A 17386-nucleotide genomic window follows, 5' to 3' on the forward strand; every position below is an offset into this window, starting at 1 on the left:
AGGGGCGCGGCCGCGCCGCGCGGGAGACATGCGGATCAACAGGACGGACGACACACACAGCCCGCGTAGCGGACCAGGTCCAGATGGACCCTCCGCCAGAAGCGAGGCAAGCAGGTGTCAGTCACGCTCCGCAGTGAAGCATGCGCCGGAAGCGGAGGTCAACCGCACCTGGCTGGGACCGCGGTCACAGCCCCGGTCCTGCCTGCCGCGGCGCCGCCTCCCGCCCGGCGGCACCGCCCCCGCCTACCGGCGCGCGGTCGCCTCCGTGTCCCGGGTCGCCTCGTCCCGTGCCCTTGCCCCGCCCCGCAGCGCGTCCGCGCACGCGTACAGCTCGGCGGGCCGGACCCCGGACAGGGCCGCGGCGAGATGGCCGTCCGGCCGGACCAGCAGCACCGTATGGGCCGGGGCCCCCGGGTACTCCTCGGCGACCAGCAGTTCGGTCCGCATCGGCAGGGTGGAGACGGCGGCCGCCAGCCGCGGCATCAGCCCGGCCCGCATCCAGTGGCGCCGCTCCCACACCCCGGTCCCGGGGGCGACCAGCACCACCAGCAGTTCGCGGCCCAGCCGCTCCCGCAGTGTCACGACCGATCCGTCCGGCGCCGTCACCGGGACATCGGCGACCGGCGCCCCGAGCGCCGTCCCCACCGCCACCGCGCCCTCGGGCGGTGGCGCGGGCGTCAGCGGCGAACGGCCGTAGACCGGTGGCGCGCCCAGCGGCCCGTCCCCGAGGTGCCCGTCGGTGAGCAGGGCGTCATGTCCGCGTTCCCCTCCCGGCAGCACATTGCGCCGTACCGCGCGCCAGCCGCCGGACGCCCGCACCTGCGGCAGCGCCTGGTCGGCGGTGCGCAGCCGGGCGCCGACGGCCCCGCGCCGCTCCGTCTGATAACTGTCCAGCAGGGTGTCGGAGGCGCCGTGGTGCCAGGCGAGCGAGAGCTTCCAGGCGAGGTTGGCGACGTCCCGCAGCCCTTCCTCCAGCCCCTGGGTGCCGAGCGCGCCCAGCAGATGGGCCGCGTCTCCCGCCAGGAAGGCCCGCCCCACGCGCCACCGCAGGGCGAGCCGGTGGTGCACGGTGTGCACACCGGTGTCCAGAAGCTCATAGGGGAGCGCGGTGTCCCCGCACCACCCGGCGAGGGTGTCGCGCACCCGCACCAGCAGGGCATCGGGGGTGACGAGGTCACGGCCGGGCGGGAGCAGCCAGTCGACGCGCCACAGGCCTCGGGGCAGCGGACGCGCGGTCACCTCCGCGTCGATGCTGCGCCACGGCGGCGAGCGGTGCAGCAGGGCCTCACCGGGCCAGGGGAGTCCGGCGCGCAGTACCGCGACCGCGTGCCGCTCCACCGCCGTACGCCCCGGGAAGCGCACCCCCAGGGCCTTGCGGACGGTGGACCGGGGCCCGTCGCAGCCGACCAGATGGCTGCCCCGCCACCAGGTGGCCTCGGCGCCGCGGGTGCGCACGCTGACCCCGTGGGCGTCCTGTTCCAGGGTCTCGACCCGGGTGCCGGTGACGATCCGGACCAGGTCCTCGTCGCCGATCGCGGCCAGCGCGCCGCGCAGCGCCCGGGTGAGTTCGTGCTGCGGCAGGTGTACCGGGGAGAGCGCGGGGGTGGTCCGGTCGTCCGGGGAACCGCCCTCGGCTCCCTCGTCGTCACCGTCGCGGGCGGCGGGCAGCCCGGTCGACCGCCCCGCTCCGAAGAGGGGGCCCGGGGCGAGCGGGAGCTGCCGGACCAGCTGCCGTCGCCGCATGGTGCGCCAGCCGGTCCACGGCGTGGTGCGGGCGGCGGCGCGACAGCCCAGCCGTTCCAGCAGGGCGGCGGTGTCCTGACGCAGGACGACGGTGCGGGCGAGGCGGCTCTCGTCGGCGCCCGCGGACTCGTCGAAGAGCACGACGGGTACGTCGTGGCGTGCGAGGGCGAGGGCGAGGGTGAGTCCGACCGGGCCCGCCCCGGCAATGATCACCGGGTCCACGGTGCGGTTCCTGTGGCCCTGCGGGTCGTACGCGACGTACGGAAACTGGCAGTTGAAACCCGGTGTGCGATCACAGAAGGCATGCAACCGACTGCGGGTGCCCGCGTCAAGCGACGAAGGGCGGTGGCGCGTGCGCCACCGCCCTTGGCGGACCCCGGTGTACTCCGGTCGTCGGACCTACTTGACGTCCGGCAGGTCCACCGGCACATCCGTCGGGGTCTGGTTCGCGATGTCACCGCCGGCCAGCTGCTGGGTGGCGTCCGCGACCGGGATCCCCGTCTTGGCGCGCCGGCCCCGCCGCTCGATCCAGGTCGCCAGGGCGGAGAGCGCCATACACATCGCGATGTAGATGACACCGCCGACGACGATCATCGGGAAGAACGGGTTCTCATCGTTGACGATGATGTTCCCGGCCATCTGCTGGAGCGAGAACAGCAGCTCTTCGTAGGTGATGACGAAGCCGAGCGAGGTGTCCTTCAGGGTGACCACCAGCTGGCTGATGATGGTCGGCAGCATCGCCCGGACGGCCTGCGGAATCAGAACGGTCACCATGACCTGGGTCTTGCTCATACCCAGGGCGTAGGCGGCCTCGCGCTGCCCCTTGGGCACCGCGTTGATGCCCGCCCGCAACACCTCGGCCTGCACCGATCCGTTGTAGACGGTCAGGCCGATGACCAAGGCCCAGAACGCGGTGCTGTCGCCGCTGAATCCCAGTTCGGACCTGTAGGTGAGGAAGAGCACCCACAGGGCGTAGATGGTGATCAGCAGGGGGACGGCCCGGAAGAGCTCGATGAAGCTGGTCGCGAGCCACCGGACCGGCTTGTGGTCCGAGAGCCTGCCGACCGCGAGCAGGGCGCCCAGCAGCAGCGACAGCACCGCCGCCACCGCGAACACCTTGAGCGTGGTGAGCACACCGTCGCGGATATTGGTGCGCACACCCGCGTTGTTGAAGATGTTCCACATCTCCGGCTCGAACTGGCCCTTGGCATTGAGGCGCAGTACGGCGAAGAGAACGATGCCGAGGACGGCCAGCACACCGACGACCGAGAAGATCCGGTTGCGGACACGGGCCTTGGGGCCGGGGGCGTCGTACAGGACACTCGAGCTCATCGGGCCACCTCCAGGCGGCGCTCCAGCAGTCGGAAGGCACCGCTGATGGTGAAGGTGATGACCAGGTAGGCCAGGGCGATCCACAGGAAGATCCAGCCGACCTCGTAACCCTTGTCGTTCAGCAGCTTCGACACGCTGAACAGCTCGGTGACGCTGAAGGCGCCAGCGATGGCCGAGTTCTTGGTGAGCGCGATGAAGATGCTGCTCATCGGGGGGATCACGGTCCGGGTGGCCTGCGGCAGGACGATCATCCGCAGGGTCTGGGAGAAGGTCATCCCCAGGCTGCGCGCCGCCTCCGCCTGGCCGAGCGGCACGGTGTTGATACCGGACCGCACGGCCTCACAGACGAAGGACGACGTGTAGCAGCCCAGCGCCCCCGTCGCGAGGACGAACGGGCTCGTCCCCGGGAAGAAGATCTGGGGGATCACGAAGAACGCGATCAGGAACAGCAGGGTCAGGGGGGTGTTGCGCAGCAGGGTGACCCACGCCGTGCCGAAGGCGCGCAGCGGCGGGATGGGGGACACCCTGAAGCCGGCTATGAGAATGCCCAGGACAAGAGCGAGCACCGCACTGGCCGCCGTGATGGCGAGGGTTCCCAGGAACCCTTCACGGAACTCGGGCAAATGATCGAGGAGTACGTTCATCGATTCTCCGCGGTAGCGGTCAGGTCAGCGGCGTGCGGAGCGCACCGGCTTTCGAGGGCGAACGGGGGCCTGCCGACCGGAGCCGGCAGGCGCGGTGACGTGCGGGCTCAGTAGCGCGGCAGGGGGGTCTTCGGCGCGACGTAGGACGAGCCGGACTTGCCGAGCGTGCCGTCGTACGCCTTCTTGTAGTCGCCGTTCTTGATGTGCTTCTCCAGCGCGTCGGTGATCGCGTCGCGGAGCGCCTTGTCGCCCTTGTCCATGCCGACGCCGTAGGGCTCCTTGGTGAACGGCTTGCCGACCACCTTGAGCTTGCTGGGCCGCTGGGCCGCGTAGCCCTTGAGGATCGCGTCGTCGGTGGTGACCGCGTCGACCTGGCCGTCGAGGAGCTGCTTGACGCAGAGCGAGTACTTGCCGAGCTCGGTGGTCTTGGCGCCGTACTTCGACTTCTTGATCTCCTGGAGGGGAGTCGAGCCGACGATCGAGCAGACCTTCTTGCCCTTGACGCTGTCCGGGCCGGTGATGCCCTTCTCGTCCTTGCGGACCAGGAGGTCGGCGCCGGCCTCGTAGTACGGGCCCGCGAAGCCGACCTGCTTCTTGCGCTCGTCGTTGATGGTGTAGGTGCCGACGTAGTAGTCGACCTGGCCCTTGGAGATCGAGGTCTCACGGACGTTGGAGTCGACCGTCTTGAACTCGATCTGCTTCTCGGAGAAGCCGAGGTCGGCGGCGACCATCTTGGCGATCTCGATGTCGAAACCGGAGCGATTGCCCTCGGTGTCCACGAAGCCGAGGTAGGGCTGGTCGGCCTTGGCACCGATGATCAGCTTGCCGCGCTGCTGCGCCTTCTTCAGGGTCGGCGAGTCCAGCTTCACGCCCTTGGCGACCTTGTAGGTGCCGCTCTTGACGTCGCCGCCCTTCGGCTTGTCACCGGCGGTGCCGGAGTCTCCGCCACAGGCGGTCGCCGTCGCTGCCAGCGCGAGTACCACCGTGGCCGCCGCGGCCGTCTTACGCATGCTCATGGTGCCATCCCTCTTGGTTCGGAACGCCGTATCGGTACGTCGTCTCAGGTCGATTCAGTGCGTCATCGCGGAAACAGGTCGGCGGCCTGGGGGAGCCACCGGGTGATCAGATGATCAGTGGTGAAGGATCTTCGACAGGAAGTCCTTCGCCCGGTCGCTGCGGGGGTTGTTGAAGAACTGGTCCGGCTCGGCTTCTTCGACGATGCGCCCGTCGGCCATGAAGACCACCCGGTTCGCCGCGGAGCGCGCGAAGCCCATCTCGTGGGTGACGACGACCATCGTCATCCCGTCCCGGGCGAGCTGCTGCATGACCTCCAGCACCTCGTTGATCATCTCCGGGTCGAGCGCCGAGGTCGGCTCGTCGAAGAGCATCACCTTCGGGTCCATGGCCAGTGCGCGGGCGATCGCCACCCGCTGCTGCTGGCCGCCGGAGAGCTGGGCGGGGTACTTGTCCGCCTGTGTGCCCACGCCGACTCGGTCGAGCAGCTTGCGGGCCTTGTCCTCAGCCGCCTTCTTGTCCGTCCTGCGAACCTTGAGCTGGCCCAGCATCACGTTCTCGAGCACGGTCTTGTGCGCGAAGAGGTTGAAGGACTGGAAGACCATGCCCACATCGGCGCGCAGCCGGGCGAGCTCCTTGCCCTCCTGGGGCAGGGGCTTGCCGTCGATCGTGATGGAACCGTCGTCGATGGTCTCCAGCCGGTTGATGGTCCGGCACAGGGTGGACTTACCGGACCCGGAGGGTCCGATCACCACGACCACTTCGCCCCGGGCGATGGTCAGGTCGATGTCCTGGAGTACATGCAGCGCGCCGAAGTGCTTGTTGACTCCTGACAGCGCAACCAACGCGTCCGGTGTGGCGTCCTTGGTCACCGATACTTCGCTCATCGGCGTCTCGCTCCGTCCTCCTCGGTTGGGAGGACATTAATGAGCTGTCGCGACCAGCGTCATTACATCTGAGCTGAAATTGAGGATAACGATATGGCCGCTGCCGGATACGCTCCGTAAAGGGGTTGCGGCCTTGTCGTACCGGCTACATAACGGAAACCACTGTGTGACCGAAAGCGTCTTGACGACCGGCCGTCGATCGGCATGGATGCCCTGTGGCCATGTTCGTGGTCCGGGGCTACGGGACGCCAGTCCTCCCATGAATTTTTGTGATTCCTTGAGCGACCAAGTGATGAATCGAGCGATGAAGGTGGTGCGGGCATCCGGTGAGACTGCTGCTCGTCGAGGACGACAACCATGTCGCCGCGGCCCTGTCCGCAGTGCTGTCCCGGCACGGCTTCGACGTCACCCACGCGCGCAGCGGTGAGGAGGCGCTCCAGGCGCTGCTGCCCGACACCGGTGCGCCCTTCGGTGTCGTCCTGCTCGACCTCGGCCTGCCCGACCAGGACGGATTCGAGGTCTGCGGCCGGATACGCAAGCGCACAGCCACCCCCGTGATCATGGTGACCGCACGGTCGGACGTGCGCTCGCGCATCCACGGCCTCAACCTCGGCGCCGACGACTACGTGGTGAAGCCCTACGACACCATGGAGCTGCTGGCCCGTATCCACGCGGTCAGCCGCCGCACCGTCCCGTCGGACCCCGCCCCGCCCGCCGAGGAGCCCGCGGCCGGTCCCCAGCCGCCGCTGCGGCTCGGTCCGGTGACCATCGAACTGCCCACCCGCCAGGTGCTGGTGAACGGTGTGGCCGTCTCGCTCACCCGTAAGGAGTTCGATCTGCTGGCCCTGCTCGCCCAGCGTCCCGGGGTGGTCTTCCGCCGGGAGCAGATCATCAGCCAGGTGTGGCGCACCAGTTGGGAGGGGACCGGGCGCACCCTGGAGGTGCACATCGCCTCCCTCCGCTCCAAGCTGCGGTTGCCCGCGCTGATCGAGACGGTGCGCGGGGTGGGCTACCGTCTCGTCGTCCCGTCCCCCTGAACGACCACGGGAACCCTGGGTGCGCACTCGACTCCTTCCGCTGCTCATCGTCCTCATGGCGGGCGTGCTGCTCGCGCTGGGCTTCCCGCTGGCCGGGAGCCTGGCCGCGCGGGAACAGCAGCGGGTGGTCGTCGACCGGATCGACGACACCGCGCGGTTCGCGGCGCTGGCCCAGTTCGTCACGGCCGGGCCCTCGGGCGAGGCCACCCCCGACGGGGACGAGCGGCGGGAGACCCTGCAGTCCGAGCTCAGGCGCTACCACGACCTCTACGGGATCAAGGCCGGGGTGTTCTACCGCGACCGTGACGCCCCGCCCATGGCCGAGGCGCCCGAGGGCTGGCGGCTGCCCCGGACCGGCGACGGCGCCGAGGCGTTCGACGAGGCCCTCGCCGGGCGCCGCAGCCACGATCCGCACCAGGTGTGGCCCTGGCAGCGGGGGCGGCTCACCGTGGCGTCCCCCGTCGTCCGGGACGGGGACGTGGTGGCCGTGGTCGTCACCGACTCGCCCACCGGGCAGATGCGCTCCCGCATCCTGCACGGCTGGCTGCTGATCGGCGCGGGCGAGGTCGCCGCGATGCTGCTGGCGGTGGCCGCGGCCTTCCGGCTCACCGGCTGGGTGCTGCGGCCGGTGCGGGTCCTGGACACGGCCACCCACGACATCGCGACCGGCCGCATGCAGTCGCGGGTCGCGGCCGCCTCCGGCCCTCCTGAGCTGCGCCGGCTGGCCCGTTCGTTCAACGAGATGGCGGACAACGTCGAGGAAGTCCTCGAACAGCAGCGGGCGTTCGTCGCGGACGCCTCCCACCAGCTGCGCAATCCGCTCTCGGCGCTGCTGCTGCGGATCGAGCTGCTGGCGCTGGAACTGCCGCCGGGGCACGAGGAGATCGCCTCGGTGCGCACCGAGGGCAAGCGGCTGGCCAGCGTCCTCGACGACCTGCTGGACCTCGCTCTGGCCGAGCACACCGCCGCTGACCTCCGCCTCACCGACATCGCCGAACTGGCCGCCGACCGGGTCGGCGCCTGGCTCCCGGTCGCCGAGCGCGAGGAGGTCGGCCTCGCCTACACCGGCCCGGCGGCCGTCACCGGCTGGGCGGATCCGGTGGCCCTGTCCAGCGCGTTGGACGCGGTGGTGGACAACGCCCTGAAGTTCACGCCGGAGGGAGCCCATGTGGAGGTCTCGGCGCGCACGGAGGGCGACACTGTCGCGATCACCGTCGCCGACGGCGGCCCCGGGCTGACCGAGGACGAACTGGCGCGGATCGGGGACCGCTTCTGGCGCAGCAGCCGCCACCAGAACGTCTCGGGCTCCGGGCTGGGGCTGTCCATCACCCGCGCCCTGCTGGCCGCGGGCGGGGCCACGATCTCCTACGCCCCCAACGAGCCGCGCGGACTGTGCGTCACCATCACCCTCCCGCGCACCGAACCCCAGGCCGGGCCGGGACAGGTCCGCGCCTGACGGGACGGGACGGGGGTGGGCCGGGGCGGGGACGGGGCCCGCCCTGACCGGCTAAGGCTTGACCGAGCGGTAGTAGCGCGCCGCACCCTGGTGCAGAGCGAGTGGATCGGTGAAGACGGCGGTCCGCAGGTCCACCTTCTGGGCGGCATGCACCTGCGCCCCGATGCGGTCCCGGTTCTTTATCACCGTGCGGGTGACGCCCTCCGCCAGATCGGGGTCCACCCGGTCCGTGGTGACCAGGAGGTTCGGTACGGCGATCGTCTTGACCGGCTCAGGTCGGCGTATGTCCGCGTACGCGTCGGCGGGCACGGTCGCCGCCCGGTAGTAGCGCGTCACCCCGCCCTGCCGGTGCAGCCGGCTGGTGAGGTCGCCGAGCTGGACCAGCCGGATCGGATAGGCGCGCGCCAGGGTGCGCACCGCGGTGGTGGGCAGCCCGCCCGACCAGAAGAAGGCGTCCAGCTTCCCCTGCCGCAGCAGCTTCGGCATGGTGTCGATCCCGGCCCGGACCGCGGTGATGTCCTTGTCGAAGTCGACCCCGGCGGCCTTCAGCAGCGCCCGGGTGATCAGCTGGACGCCCGAGCCGTCGTCGCCCACGCCGACCTTCAGGTGCCGCAGGTCCCGCGCGGAGCGCACCGCGGAGCCCCGGGGGACGACCAGCTGCATGTAGTCGTCGTAGAGGCGGGCGCATGCCCGCAGCCGGCCCGCGCCCTCGCCCCGGTAGGCGGCGACGGCGTCGGTGGCGGCGATCGCGAAGGTGGCCTTGCCCTCGGCCAGCCGCTCGACGTTGTCCGGGGAGCCACGGGACTGGATCAGATCGACGTCCACGTCGGGCAGGTCCCGGGCCAGGTCCTGCTGGAGCATCTGGCCGTAGGTGTCGTAGACCCCGGTGGAGACTCCGGTGGTGAAGGTGATCCGCCCGCTGGGCGAGCTCCCGCCCCCGACCGGCAGCAGCCACCACAGCAGCAGCGCGAGCACGACCAGGCCCGCAGCCGCGGACTGGAGGGCGCGGCGCCGGTCGAGACGCGGAAGGGTGACGGCCATGACCGCGATCCTGCCAAACTTCCTCCCGGGAAGGGAGGGGCGGGGGAGGCGGACGACCCCGTACCCTGGTCGATTGAGATGAGTGCGAAGACTTACGAGGTGCGCACCTACGGGTGCCAGATGAACGTCCACGACTCCGAGCGGCTCTCCGGCCTCCTGGAAGGCGCGGGCTACGTGCGCGCGCCGGAGGAGACCGGTGAGGGCGAGGCCGATGTCGTCGTCTTCAACACCTGCGCGGTGCGGGAGAACGCCGACAACCGGCTGTACGGCAATCTCGGCCGGCTGGCGCCGGTCAAGGCGCGGAAGCCGGGTATGCAGATCGCCGTCGGCGGGTGCCTGGCCCAGAAGGACCGCGACACCATCGTGAAGAAGGCGCCGTGGGTCGACGTCGTCTTCGGCACGCACAACATCGGCAGCCTGCCGGTGCTCCTGGAGCGCGCCCGCGTCCAGGAGGAGGCGCAGGTCGAGATCGCCGAGTCGCTGGAAGCCTTCCCCTCCACCCTGCCGACACGGCGGGAGTCCGCGTACGCCGCGTGGGTCTCCATCTCCGTCGGCTGCAACAACACCTGCACCTTCTGTATCGTCCCGGCGCTGCGCGGCAAGGAGAAGGACCGCCGTCCCGGCGACATCCTGGCCGAGGTGGAGGCGCTGGTCGCGGAGGGTGTCAGCGAGATCACCCTGCTCGGCCAGAACGTGAACGCGTACGGGTCGGACATCGGTGACCGCGAGGCGTTCAGCAAGCTGCTGCGCGCCTGCGGCAAGGTCGAGGGTCTGGAGCGGGTCCGGTTCACCTCTCCGCACCCCCGGGACTTCACGGACGACGTCATCTCCGCCATGGCGGAGACGGAGAACGTGATGCCCCAGCTGCACATGCCGCTCCAGTCCGGTTCGGACACCGTGCTGAAGGCGATGCGCCGCTCGTACCGGCAGGAGCGTTTCCTGGGCATCATCGAGAAGGTGCGCGCCGCGATGCCGGACGCCGCCATCTCGACCGACATCATCGTCGGCTTCCCCGGGGAGACCGACGAGGACTTCGAGCAGACGCTGCACGTGGTGCGCGAGGCCCGATTCGCGCAGGCGTTCACCTTCCAGTACTCGAAGCGGCCCGGGACCCCGGCCGCCGACATGGAGGGCCAGATCCCGAAGGCCGTCGTCCAGGAGCGCTACGAGCGGCTGGTCGCCCTCCAGGAGGAGATCTCCTGGGAGGAGAACAAGAAGCAGGTCGGCCGCACGCTGGAGGTGCTGGTCGCCGAGGGTGAGGGCCGCAAGGACGACGCCACCCGGCGGCTGTCCGGCCGTGCCCCCGACAACCGCCTGGTCCACTTCACCCGGCCCGAGGGGCCCGTGCGCCCCGGTGACGTGGTCACGGTCGACATCACCTACGCCGCCCCGCACCACCTGCTCGCCGAAGGCCCGACCCGCGGGGTGCGGAGCACTCGCGCGGGCGACGCCTGGGAGCGGCGGAACGCGGCGGAGCAGAAGAAGCCCGCGGGCGTCATGCTCGGGCTGCCGACCATCGGTGCCCCGGCCCCCGCGCCCGCACCGGCCGCGGGCTGCGGCTGCGACTGACGCGACGGGGGCGGGGCCGGGCGGGGCTGGCGTCACGCGTTCGCGAAGCGGCAGGCCGGGCATACCGGATCCCGTACGCGAGGGGTCCGGCGCACCGGTCCGGGGTGGCCGAGGTGCTGCGCACTCGGCCTCCCGGCGCGGACACGCCGGATAGGCTGCCGATCATGCTGATCGCCGCCGCCGTCTGCCCGTGCCCGCCCCTCCTGGTGCCCGAGGTCGCCGCCGGGGCCGCTCCCGAGCTGGACCCGCTGCGCGCGGCGTGCGCCGAGGCCATCGCGGCGGTCGCGGCGGTACGGCCGGAGCGGCTGATCGTGGTGGGGCCCGCCGGCCCGGCCGGGCGGGGCCCCCACCCCCAGGGGGCGGGCGGCTCCTTCCACGGCTTCGGCGTGGATCTCGAGGTACGGCTGGGTGGTCCGGCCGTACCGGATACCGCTCCGGATACCGCTTCTGGCCAGCGGCGGACGCTGCCGCCGTCGCTCGCGGTCGGTGCCTGGCTCCTGGAGCACGCGGGGTGGGACGGTGCCGTACCGGTCGAGGGGCTGGGTGTGGGGGAACCTCTCGCGGCCGAGCGGTGTAAAGAAGTCGGAAGGGAGCTCGCCGCGGGGGCGGAGCGGCTGGCGCTGCTGGTGATGGCCGATGGCAGCGCATGCCGGACGCTGAAGGCCCCGGGCTATCTCGACGAGCGGGCCGCGGCGTTCGACGCCGCGGTGGCGCGGGCGCTGGGGTCGGCCGACCCCGCGGCCCTGGCCGCGCTGGACGAGGAGCTGGCGGAGGAGCTCCAGGCAGCCGGTCGCGCGCCGCTGCACGTTCTCGCGGGGGCGGGTGAGGGGGCGGCGCTGAAGGGGGAGTTGCGGTATGACGAGGCGCCGTACGGCGTGGGGTACTTCGTGGCCGACTGGTCCTAGCCCCGGTCCGCAGCCGGACGCCGGGCCGGGCACGCGCGGGCGCGGCCACGGGGCGTGGTGCTCCGCGGCCGCGCACCGGCGGGGACCGGGCGGGCGGGGGTCAGACCCCTTCGCCGCCGGAGGTCTTGCCCCCGCCCTGCTCGTCGTTCCGGCCCTTTTCCTTGTGCTCGTGCTCGTCCATGTGGGAGAGGCGGTTCAGGGCGTCCTTCGCCTTGCCCGTGCCGGTTTCGATCTTGCCGGTGTACTTGCCCTTGGTCTTGGAGTCGACCGTCTTGGCGGCCTTCTCCAGCCCACGCTCGATCTTCGCCTCGTGCTGCTGCGCGAAGCTGCCGGCCTTGCCCTTCATGGCACCGGCCTTGGCCTTGAGATTGTCCATCAGGCCCATGGGCCACCTTCCCTCATCGAATGGCTAGGTGCGGGCGTTCTCGCCGGCCTCGCTGTCCGCCGACTCCTCGGCCGACAGCTGCTTGGGGATCCCGGCACCCTCGCCCGCCACGGTCTCCTCTTCGCTCCGCACCGCCTCCGCCGTCTCCTCGGCGGCGGCCGTCCCGGACTCGGGCTCCGCCGTCACGGGGTCGGCCGTGGTCTTCTCGGATGGCGCCCCCTCGGACGAGCGCCCCGCCTCCTTCGACCTACGACGAAACCTGGAAAACACGCCCATATCTACTCCATAGCCTACTCGTGTGGGCGAAATCCCGTGCCGCTCGGAGCGTCCCATTGCGGCGCTCGCGGAGACCGGTTTCCCCGTTCCGGTCCTAGGAATCTCGCAACAGGCAACGAACCCGGCGGTGTCCCGTCACGTCGCTCGTTCGAGGAACCCCTCGGGGGTTTGGGAGACTGGTGCGGTGAATACAGCAGGCCACCCGCCGCGAGTCATCGCCGTCGTCGGCCCCACCGCGGCCGGAAAGTCCGATCTGGGCGTCGCTCTCGCCCGTCACCTCGACGGTGAGGTCGTCAACGCCGACTCCATGCAGCTCTACCGGGGCATGGACATCGGCACCGCCAAGCTGACGGAGGAGGAGCGGCAGGGGGTGCCGCACCGGCTCCTGGACATCTGGGACGTCACCCAGGCGGCCAGCGTCGCCGAGTACCAGCGGCTGGCCCGCGCGGAAATGGACCGGCTGCTCGCCGAGGGCCGCACCCCGGTCCTGGTGGGCGGCTCCGGCCTGTACGTCCGCGGCGCCATCGACGCGCTCGACTTCCCGGGCACCGATCCCGCGGTCCGGGCCCGGCTGGAGGCCGAGCTCGAGGAGCACGGCCCGGGAGCCCTGCACGCCCGGCTCGCGGCTGCCGACCCCGAGGCCGGGCGGGCGATCCTGCCCAGCAACGGCCGCCGGGTGGTGCGGGCGCTGGAGGTCATCGAGATCACCGGACGCCCCTTCACCGCCAATCTGCCGGGCCATGAGGCCGTCTACGACACCCTCCAGATCGGGGTCGACGTCGAGCGGCCCGAGCTCGACGAGCGGATCGCGCTGCGGGTGGACCGGATGTGGGAGGCCGGTCTGGTGGAGGAGGTCCGCCGACTGGAGGAGCTCGGGCTGCGGTCGGGGCGTACGGCCTCCCGGGCACTGGGCTACCAGCAGGTGCTCGCCGCCCTCGCGGGGCAGTGCACCGAGGACGAGGCGAGGGACGAGACGGTGCGTGCCACCAAGCGGTTCGCCCGCCGCCAGGACTCCTGGTTCCGCCGGGACCCCCGGGTGCACTGGCTCAGCGGTGCCGTCGAGCGGCGCGCGGAACTGCTGCCGAGCGCGCTCGCGTTGGTTGAACGGGCGGTCACAGCCTGATCACGTGATGGCATCGGGACGCTCCGCTCGTCATGCGGCCCCCCGCGGGCATGCCATCATCGAGCTCCGATCGTGCCGCGGTGTCTGGAGTTGGGAGGGCGTGTGGCGATGGAGGCCGGCCCTCGTGACGCATCACAGCAGGCGCCGCTCGGCGACCCGCGGCCACTGACCACGGACGGTCCCGATGGCGCCGGACCGATCGAGCCGGGAGCCCCGGTCCTCGGCGATCCGGCCCTCGACGACGTGGTGCTCGGCGATCCGGTTCTCGACGACCCCGGTGAGCCGGTGTCCGAGGAGTCCTTCCGCGAGCTCCGTCCGCCGCGCAGACTGCGGGTCTGGCAGCTCGCGCCCATCGTCGGCCTGGGCATCCTCGGTTCGCTGATGTTCGCGTTCCCGCTCGCCTTCGAGTTCGGCGACGGCGGGGCGGTGGTGGCCATGCTGGGGCTGCTGCTCAGCTGCTGCGCCGCGGGCTGGGGCCTGATGGCGGCCCGCCGGGTGGGCTACACCTGGCCCGGTCTGCCGCCCCGGGGCTCCGGCCGCCGCCCCGACTGGCGCTTCGTCCTGCTCTACGTGGGGATCGTGGCAGTGCTCGCCGCGCTCACGTTCTGGCGGGTCGCCCGCCTCCGCTAGGTCCTGCCCTGCCGGTCTTCGCGGCCCGGCCGCTGCCATGTCCGCCCGCCGGGCGCCGGGCGACGCCGTCCGGGGCGCACCCGTAGGATCGAGGGATGAGCACCACGCCCCGGCTGCCCTTCCTCAAGGGGCACGGCACCGAGAACGACTTCGTCATCGTCCCCGACCTGGACGGGCACCTCGAGGTGTCCCCGGCCGCCGTCGCCCGGATCTGCGACCGCCGCGCCGGAGTCGGTGCCGACGGGCTGATCCGCGTCGTGCGGTCCTCGGCGCACTCCGAGGCGCGGGAGATGGCCGACCGGGCCGAGTGGTTCATGGACTACCGCAACGGCGACGGCAGCATCGCCGAGATGTGCGGCAACGGCGTGCGCGTCTTCGCCCGCTACCTCCAGCGGGCCGGGCTCGCCGAAGAGGGCGACCTCACGATCGCGACCCGGGCCGGACTCCGCCACGTCCACATCGCCAAGGCACCCGACAGCACGGACGGGGCCGCCGGGGACGGCGAGGGCGCGGTCACCGTCGTCATGGGCAAGGCCCTGCTGCCCGAGCCGGGCCCCGAGGGCGCGATCACCGTCACGGTCGGCGAGCGCAGCTGGCCCGCCCGCCACGTGAACATGGGCAATCCGCACGCCGTCGCGTTCGTCGACGACCTCGGCCACGCCGGAAACCTGTTCACCGCACCCGCCGTGAGCCCCGCTGCGGCCTATCCGCACGGCACCAACGTCGAGTTCGTCGTGGACCGCGGCCCCCGTCACGTCGCCCTGCGGGTGCACGAGCGCGGCTCCGGTGAGACCCGCTCCTGCGGCACCGGCGCCTGCGCCGTGATGGTGGCCGCCGCGCGCCGCGACGGAGTTGACCCCGCGGTCACCGGACACCCCGTCACCTACACCGTGGACGTGCCCGGAGGGCGCCTTGTCATCAGCGAGCGGCCTGACGGTACGGTGGAGATGACCGGCCCTGCCGTGATCGTGGCCGAGGGGGAGTTCGACGCCGCCTGGCTGGACACGGCCCTCGGCTGACACCTCCCTCGAATGGGTGATCCGTTTCACTCTGGGCGAGAGCCGGTCGGCCGTGCGTGATGGGCTCGATAGCATCAAGCACCGGCCCCGGGGGAGTGCCCACGCCGGTTGACGCTCGACGCCGCCGGAGGTGCCCATGAGCGCAGAGGCCACCGATCACGCCGCTCTCGGCCGCAGGCGCGGCCTCCCCCGCCTCGACCTGCGCAATCTCCGCAGGTTCAGCCGGGCGGCCCTGCTGGGGCCGACGGCCCGCGGTCGGCTGCCGGACGCGATCGAGCATGTGGCCAAGGTCCATCGCGCCCACCATCCGGGCGCGGATCTGGACGTTCTGCGCCAGGCGTATGTGCTCGCCGAGTCCTCCCACCGCGGTCAGATGCGGAAAAGTGGTGAGCCGTACATCACACATCCGCTGGCCGTCACGCTGATCCTGGCCGAACTGGGCGCGGAGACCACGACCTTGACGGCCTCTCTGCTCCACGACACGGTCGAGGACACCGAGGTGACCCTCGATCAGGTGGGGGAGCAGTTCGGCGAGGAGGTGCGCTATCTCGTCGACGGCGTCACCAAGTTGGAGAAGGTCGACTACGGGGCGGCGGCCGAGCCCGAGACCTTCCGCAAGATGCTCGTCGCCACCGGCAACGACGTCCGGGTGATGTCCATCAAACTCGCCGACCGGCTGCACAACATGCGCACCCTCGGCGTGATGCGCCCCGAGAAACAGGCCCGCATCGCGAAGGTCACCCGCGATGTGCTGATCCCGCTCGCCGAACGGCTCGGTGTCCAGGCGCTCAAGACCGAGCTGGAGGATCTGGTCTTCGCCATCCTCCACCCCGAGGAGTACGCCCGCACCCGCGAGCTCCTCCAGACCCACGCCGGCCGCCCCGACCCGCTGGCCCACGCCGCGGAGGACGTACGCGGGGTACTGCAGGAGGCGGGCATCACCGCCGAAGTCCTGGTCCGGCCACGGCACTTCGTCTCGGTGCACCGGGTCGGGCGCAAGCGCGGCGAGCTGACCGGCGCCGATCTGGGGCGGCTGCTGGTGCTCGTCGCCGAGGATGCCGACTGCTACGCGGTCCTCGGCGAACTGCACACCTGTTTCACCCCGGTCATCTCGGAGTTCAAGGACTTCATCGCCGTCCCCAAGTTCAACCTCTACCAGTCGCTCCACACGGCGGTCGCCGGGCGCGGCGGCGATGTGGCCGAAATCCTCATCCGCACCCACCAGATGCACCTGGTGGCGGAGGCCGGGGTGATCGCCCTCGGCAATCCCTACGCCCCCAGCGACACCGCCGACACCCCGGAGGGTGAGCGGGCCGACCCCACCCGCCCCGGCTGGCTGTCCCGGCTCCTCGATTGGCAGAGCGCCACCCCCGATCCGGACATCTTCTGGACCTCGCTCCGCGACGACCTCGCCCAGGACCGGGAGATCACCGTCTTCCGGTCCGACGGGGGCACCCTCGGTCTGCCCGCGGGCGCCAGCTGTGTGGACGCGGCGTACGCCCAGTTCGGCGAGGACGCCCACGGCTGTATCGGCGCCCGGGTCAATGGCCGCATCGCGACGCTCAGCACGGTGCTGCGCGACGGTGACACGCTCCAGCTGCTGATGGCCCCCGACACCAAGGACGCGGCCTCGCACGGTCCGTCGCCGAAGTGGCTGGACCACGCCCGTACCCCCGCCGCGCGCATCGCCATCAACCGCTGGCTGGCCGCCCATCCGGCCCACCCCGAGCAGCAGACCCAGCAGCCCCGGGACCGCGGCGGGGAACAGCAGGCCGACGGTGAGCAGGACACGGTGTCCCCGACCGCCCGGGTGGTCACCACGGCGGGCGGTGCCGGACGCCGGGAGGCGGGCATCGTCGTCGACCTGCCCGGCGTCACCGTGCGGCTCGCCCGCTGCTGCACTCCGGTACCGCCGGACACGGTCACCGGGTTCGCGGTGCGCGGCGGGGCCGTGACCGTCCACCGTGAGCAGTGCTCGGGTGTGGGGCGGATGATCGCGGCCGGGCGTACGACCGTCGGGGTGCGGTGGGCGGACGAGGGCGACAGCGAGGGAAGCGGGGACTACCGCGTCACTCTCTTCGCCGAGGCGTTCAGCCGTCCGCATCTGCTCGCCGACCTCACCGAGGCCATCGCCGCCGAGGGCGCCGAGGTGGTCGCCGCCGCCGTCGAGCCGCCCCGTGAGCAGCGGGTCCGGCACACCTACACGCTCCAGCTGTCCGACGCGGGGCGGCTGCCGGCGCTGATGCGGGCGATGCGCAATGTGCCCGGCGTCTACGACGTGACGCGGGAGAGCCGGAGCATGGCGGGCGCTCGCTCCTGACCGCA

17 protein-coding genes are annotated in these 17386 nt (G+C 71.6%); 8 read left to right on the top strand and 9 right to left on the bottom strand.

Going from position 1 to position 17386, the window contains the following annotated elements; genetic code table 11:
• Positions 1-35: 35 nt before the first annotated feature.
• From AC07FT_RS04900 to AC07FT_RS04925, 6 genes are all read right to left on the bottom strand, one after another.
• The gene (locus AC07FT_RS04900; RefSeq protein WP_309471148.1) at positions 36-125 is read right to left on the bottom strand and encodes a putative leader peptide; all 90 of its coding nucleotides are present in this window, start codon (positions 123-125) and stop codon (positions 36-38) included.
• Positions 126-243: 118 nt separating this feature from the next.
• Positions 244-1965 (bottom strand): FAD-dependent monooxygenase, encoded by a 1722-nt coding sequence (locus AC07FT_RS04905; protein ID WP_479174017.1) that lies wholly within the window; start codon positions 1963-1965, stop codon positions 244-246.
• A 177-nt stretch (positions 1966-2142) separates the two neighbouring features.
• Positions 2143-3075 (bottom strand): amino acid ABC transporter permease, encoded by a 933-nt coding sequence (locus tag AC07FT_RS04910; protein WP_479174019.1) that lies wholly within the window; start codon positions 3073-3075, stop codon positions 2143-2145.
• The gene (locus AC07FT_RS04915) at positions 3072-3719 is read right to left on the bottom strand and encodes an amino acid ABC transporter permease (RefSeq protein ID WP_471192707.1); all 648 of its coding nucleotides are present in this window, start codon (positions 3717-3719) and stop codon (positions 3072-3074) included. Before AC07FT_RS04915 ends, AC07FT_RS04910 begins: the two co-directional genes overlap by 4 nt.
• Before the next feature lie 107 nt (positions 3720-3826).
• Entirely contained in the window at positions 3827-4735 is a 909-nt protein-coding gene (locus AC07FT_RS04920; protein WP_479174021.1) for a glutamate ABC transporter substrate-binding protein, read from the bottom strand.
• A 114-nt stretch (positions 4736-4849) separates the two neighbouring features.
• Entirely contained in the window at positions 4850-5620 is a 771-nt protein-coding gene (locus tag AC07FT_RS04925) for an amino acid ABC transporter ATP-binding protein (RefSeq protein ID WP_431775793.1), read from the bottom strand.
• A gap of 326 nt (positions 5621-5946) precedes the next feature.
• Here AC07FT_RS04925 and AC07FT_RS04930 point away from each other — a divergent pair, with 326 nt between their 5' ends.
• Complete coding sequence (locus AC07FT_RS04930) at positions 5947-6657, top strand: response regulator transcription factor (RefSeq protein ID WP_471192711.1); 711 nt, start codon at positions 5947-5949, stop codon at positions 6655-6657.
• A gap of 19 nt (positions 6658-6676) precedes the next feature.
• Positions 6677-8113 (top strand): sensor histidine kinase, encoded by a 1437-nt coding sequence (locus AC07FT_RS04935; RefSeq protein WP_479174024.1) that lies wholly within the window; start codon positions 6677-6679, stop codon positions 8111-8113.
• 51 nt (positions 8114-8164) lie between these two features.
• Here AC07FT_RS04935 and AC07FT_RS04940 read toward each other — a convergent pair whose 3' ends face one another.
• Positions 8165-9154: a TAXI family TRAP transporter solute-binding subunit gene (locus AC07FT_RS04940; RefSeq protein ID WP_471192715.1), complete on the bottom strand. Its 990-nt coding sequence runs from the start codon at positions 9152-9154 to the stop codon at positions 8165-8167.
• A gap of 78 nt (positions 9155-9232) precedes the next feature.
• On the opposite strand from AC07FT_RS04940, the gene miaB reads away from it, so the two are divergent.
• Both miaB and AC07FT_RS04950 read left to right on the top strand, forming a co-directional pair.
• A complete protein-coding gene (miaB, locus tag AC07FT_RS04945; protein ID WP_479174026.1) occupies positions 9233-10723 on the top strand; it encodes a tRNA (N6-isopentenyl adenosine(37)-C2)-methylthiotransferase MiaB in 1491 nt (496 codons plus the stop codon).
• Between the two features lie 164 nt (positions 10724-10887).
• Positions 10888-11628, top strand: coding sequence for a class III extradiol dioxygenase subunit B-like domain-containing protein (locus AC07FT_RS04950; RefSeq protein ID WP_479174028.1), 741 nt, complete (start codon positions 10888-10890; stop codon positions 11626-11628).
• A 100-nt stretch (positions 11629-11728) separates the two neighbouring features.
• Here AC07FT_RS04950 and AC07FT_RS04955 read toward each other — a convergent pair whose 3' ends face one another.
• Positions 11729-12004, bottom strand: a complete 276-nt coding sequence (locus AC07FT_RS04955) for an antitoxin (RefSeq protein ID WP_479174030.1) — start codon at positions 12002-12004, stop codon at positions 11729-11731.
• Positions 12005-12037: 33 nt separating this feature from the next.
• Positions 12038-12199 carry a hypothetical protein gene (locus tag AC07FT_RS04960; RefSeq protein ID WP_471192723.1) on the bottom strand — a complete coding sequence of 54 codons (162 nt, stop codon included), beginning with the start codon at positions 12197-12199 and terminating at the stop codon, positions 12038-12040.
• A 274-nt stretch (positions 12200-12473) separates the two neighbouring features.
• Between AC07FT_RS04960 and miaA the strand changes: the two genes are divergently transcribed.
• The 4 genes from miaA (at position 12474) to AC07FT_RS04980 (ending at position 17381) form a co-directional block, all read left to right on the top strand.
• Positions 12474-13412 (top strand): tRNA (adenosine(37)-N6)-dimethylallyltransferase MiaA, encoded by a 939-nt coding sequence (gene miaA / locus AC07FT_RS04965; RefSeq protein ID WP_479174033.1) that lies wholly within the window; start codon positions 12474-12476, stop codon positions 13410-13412.
• A gap of 108 nt (positions 13413-13520) precedes the next feature.
• Positions 13521-14042: a hypothetical protein gene (locus AC07FT_RS04970; protein ID WP_479174508.1), complete on the top strand. Its 522-nt coding sequence runs from the start codon at positions 13521-13523 to the stop codon at positions 14040-14042.
• A 95-nt stretch (positions 14043-14137) separates the two neighbouring features.
• Positions 14138-15061: a diaminopimelate epimerase gene (gene dapF, locus AC07FT_RS04975; protein ID WP_479174035.1), complete on the top strand. Its 924-nt coding sequence runs from the start codon at positions 14138-14140 to the stop codon at positions 15059-15061.
• A 136-nt stretch (positions 15062-15197) separates the two neighbouring features.
• Entirely contained in the window at positions 15198-17381 is a 2184-nt protein-coding gene (locus tag AC07FT_RS04980; RefSeq protein ID WP_479174037.1) for a RelA/SpoT family protein, read from the top strand.
• Positions 17382-17386: the final 5 nt, after the last annotated feature.

Source organism: Streptomyces sp. NPDC045899 (assembly GCF_056431485.1).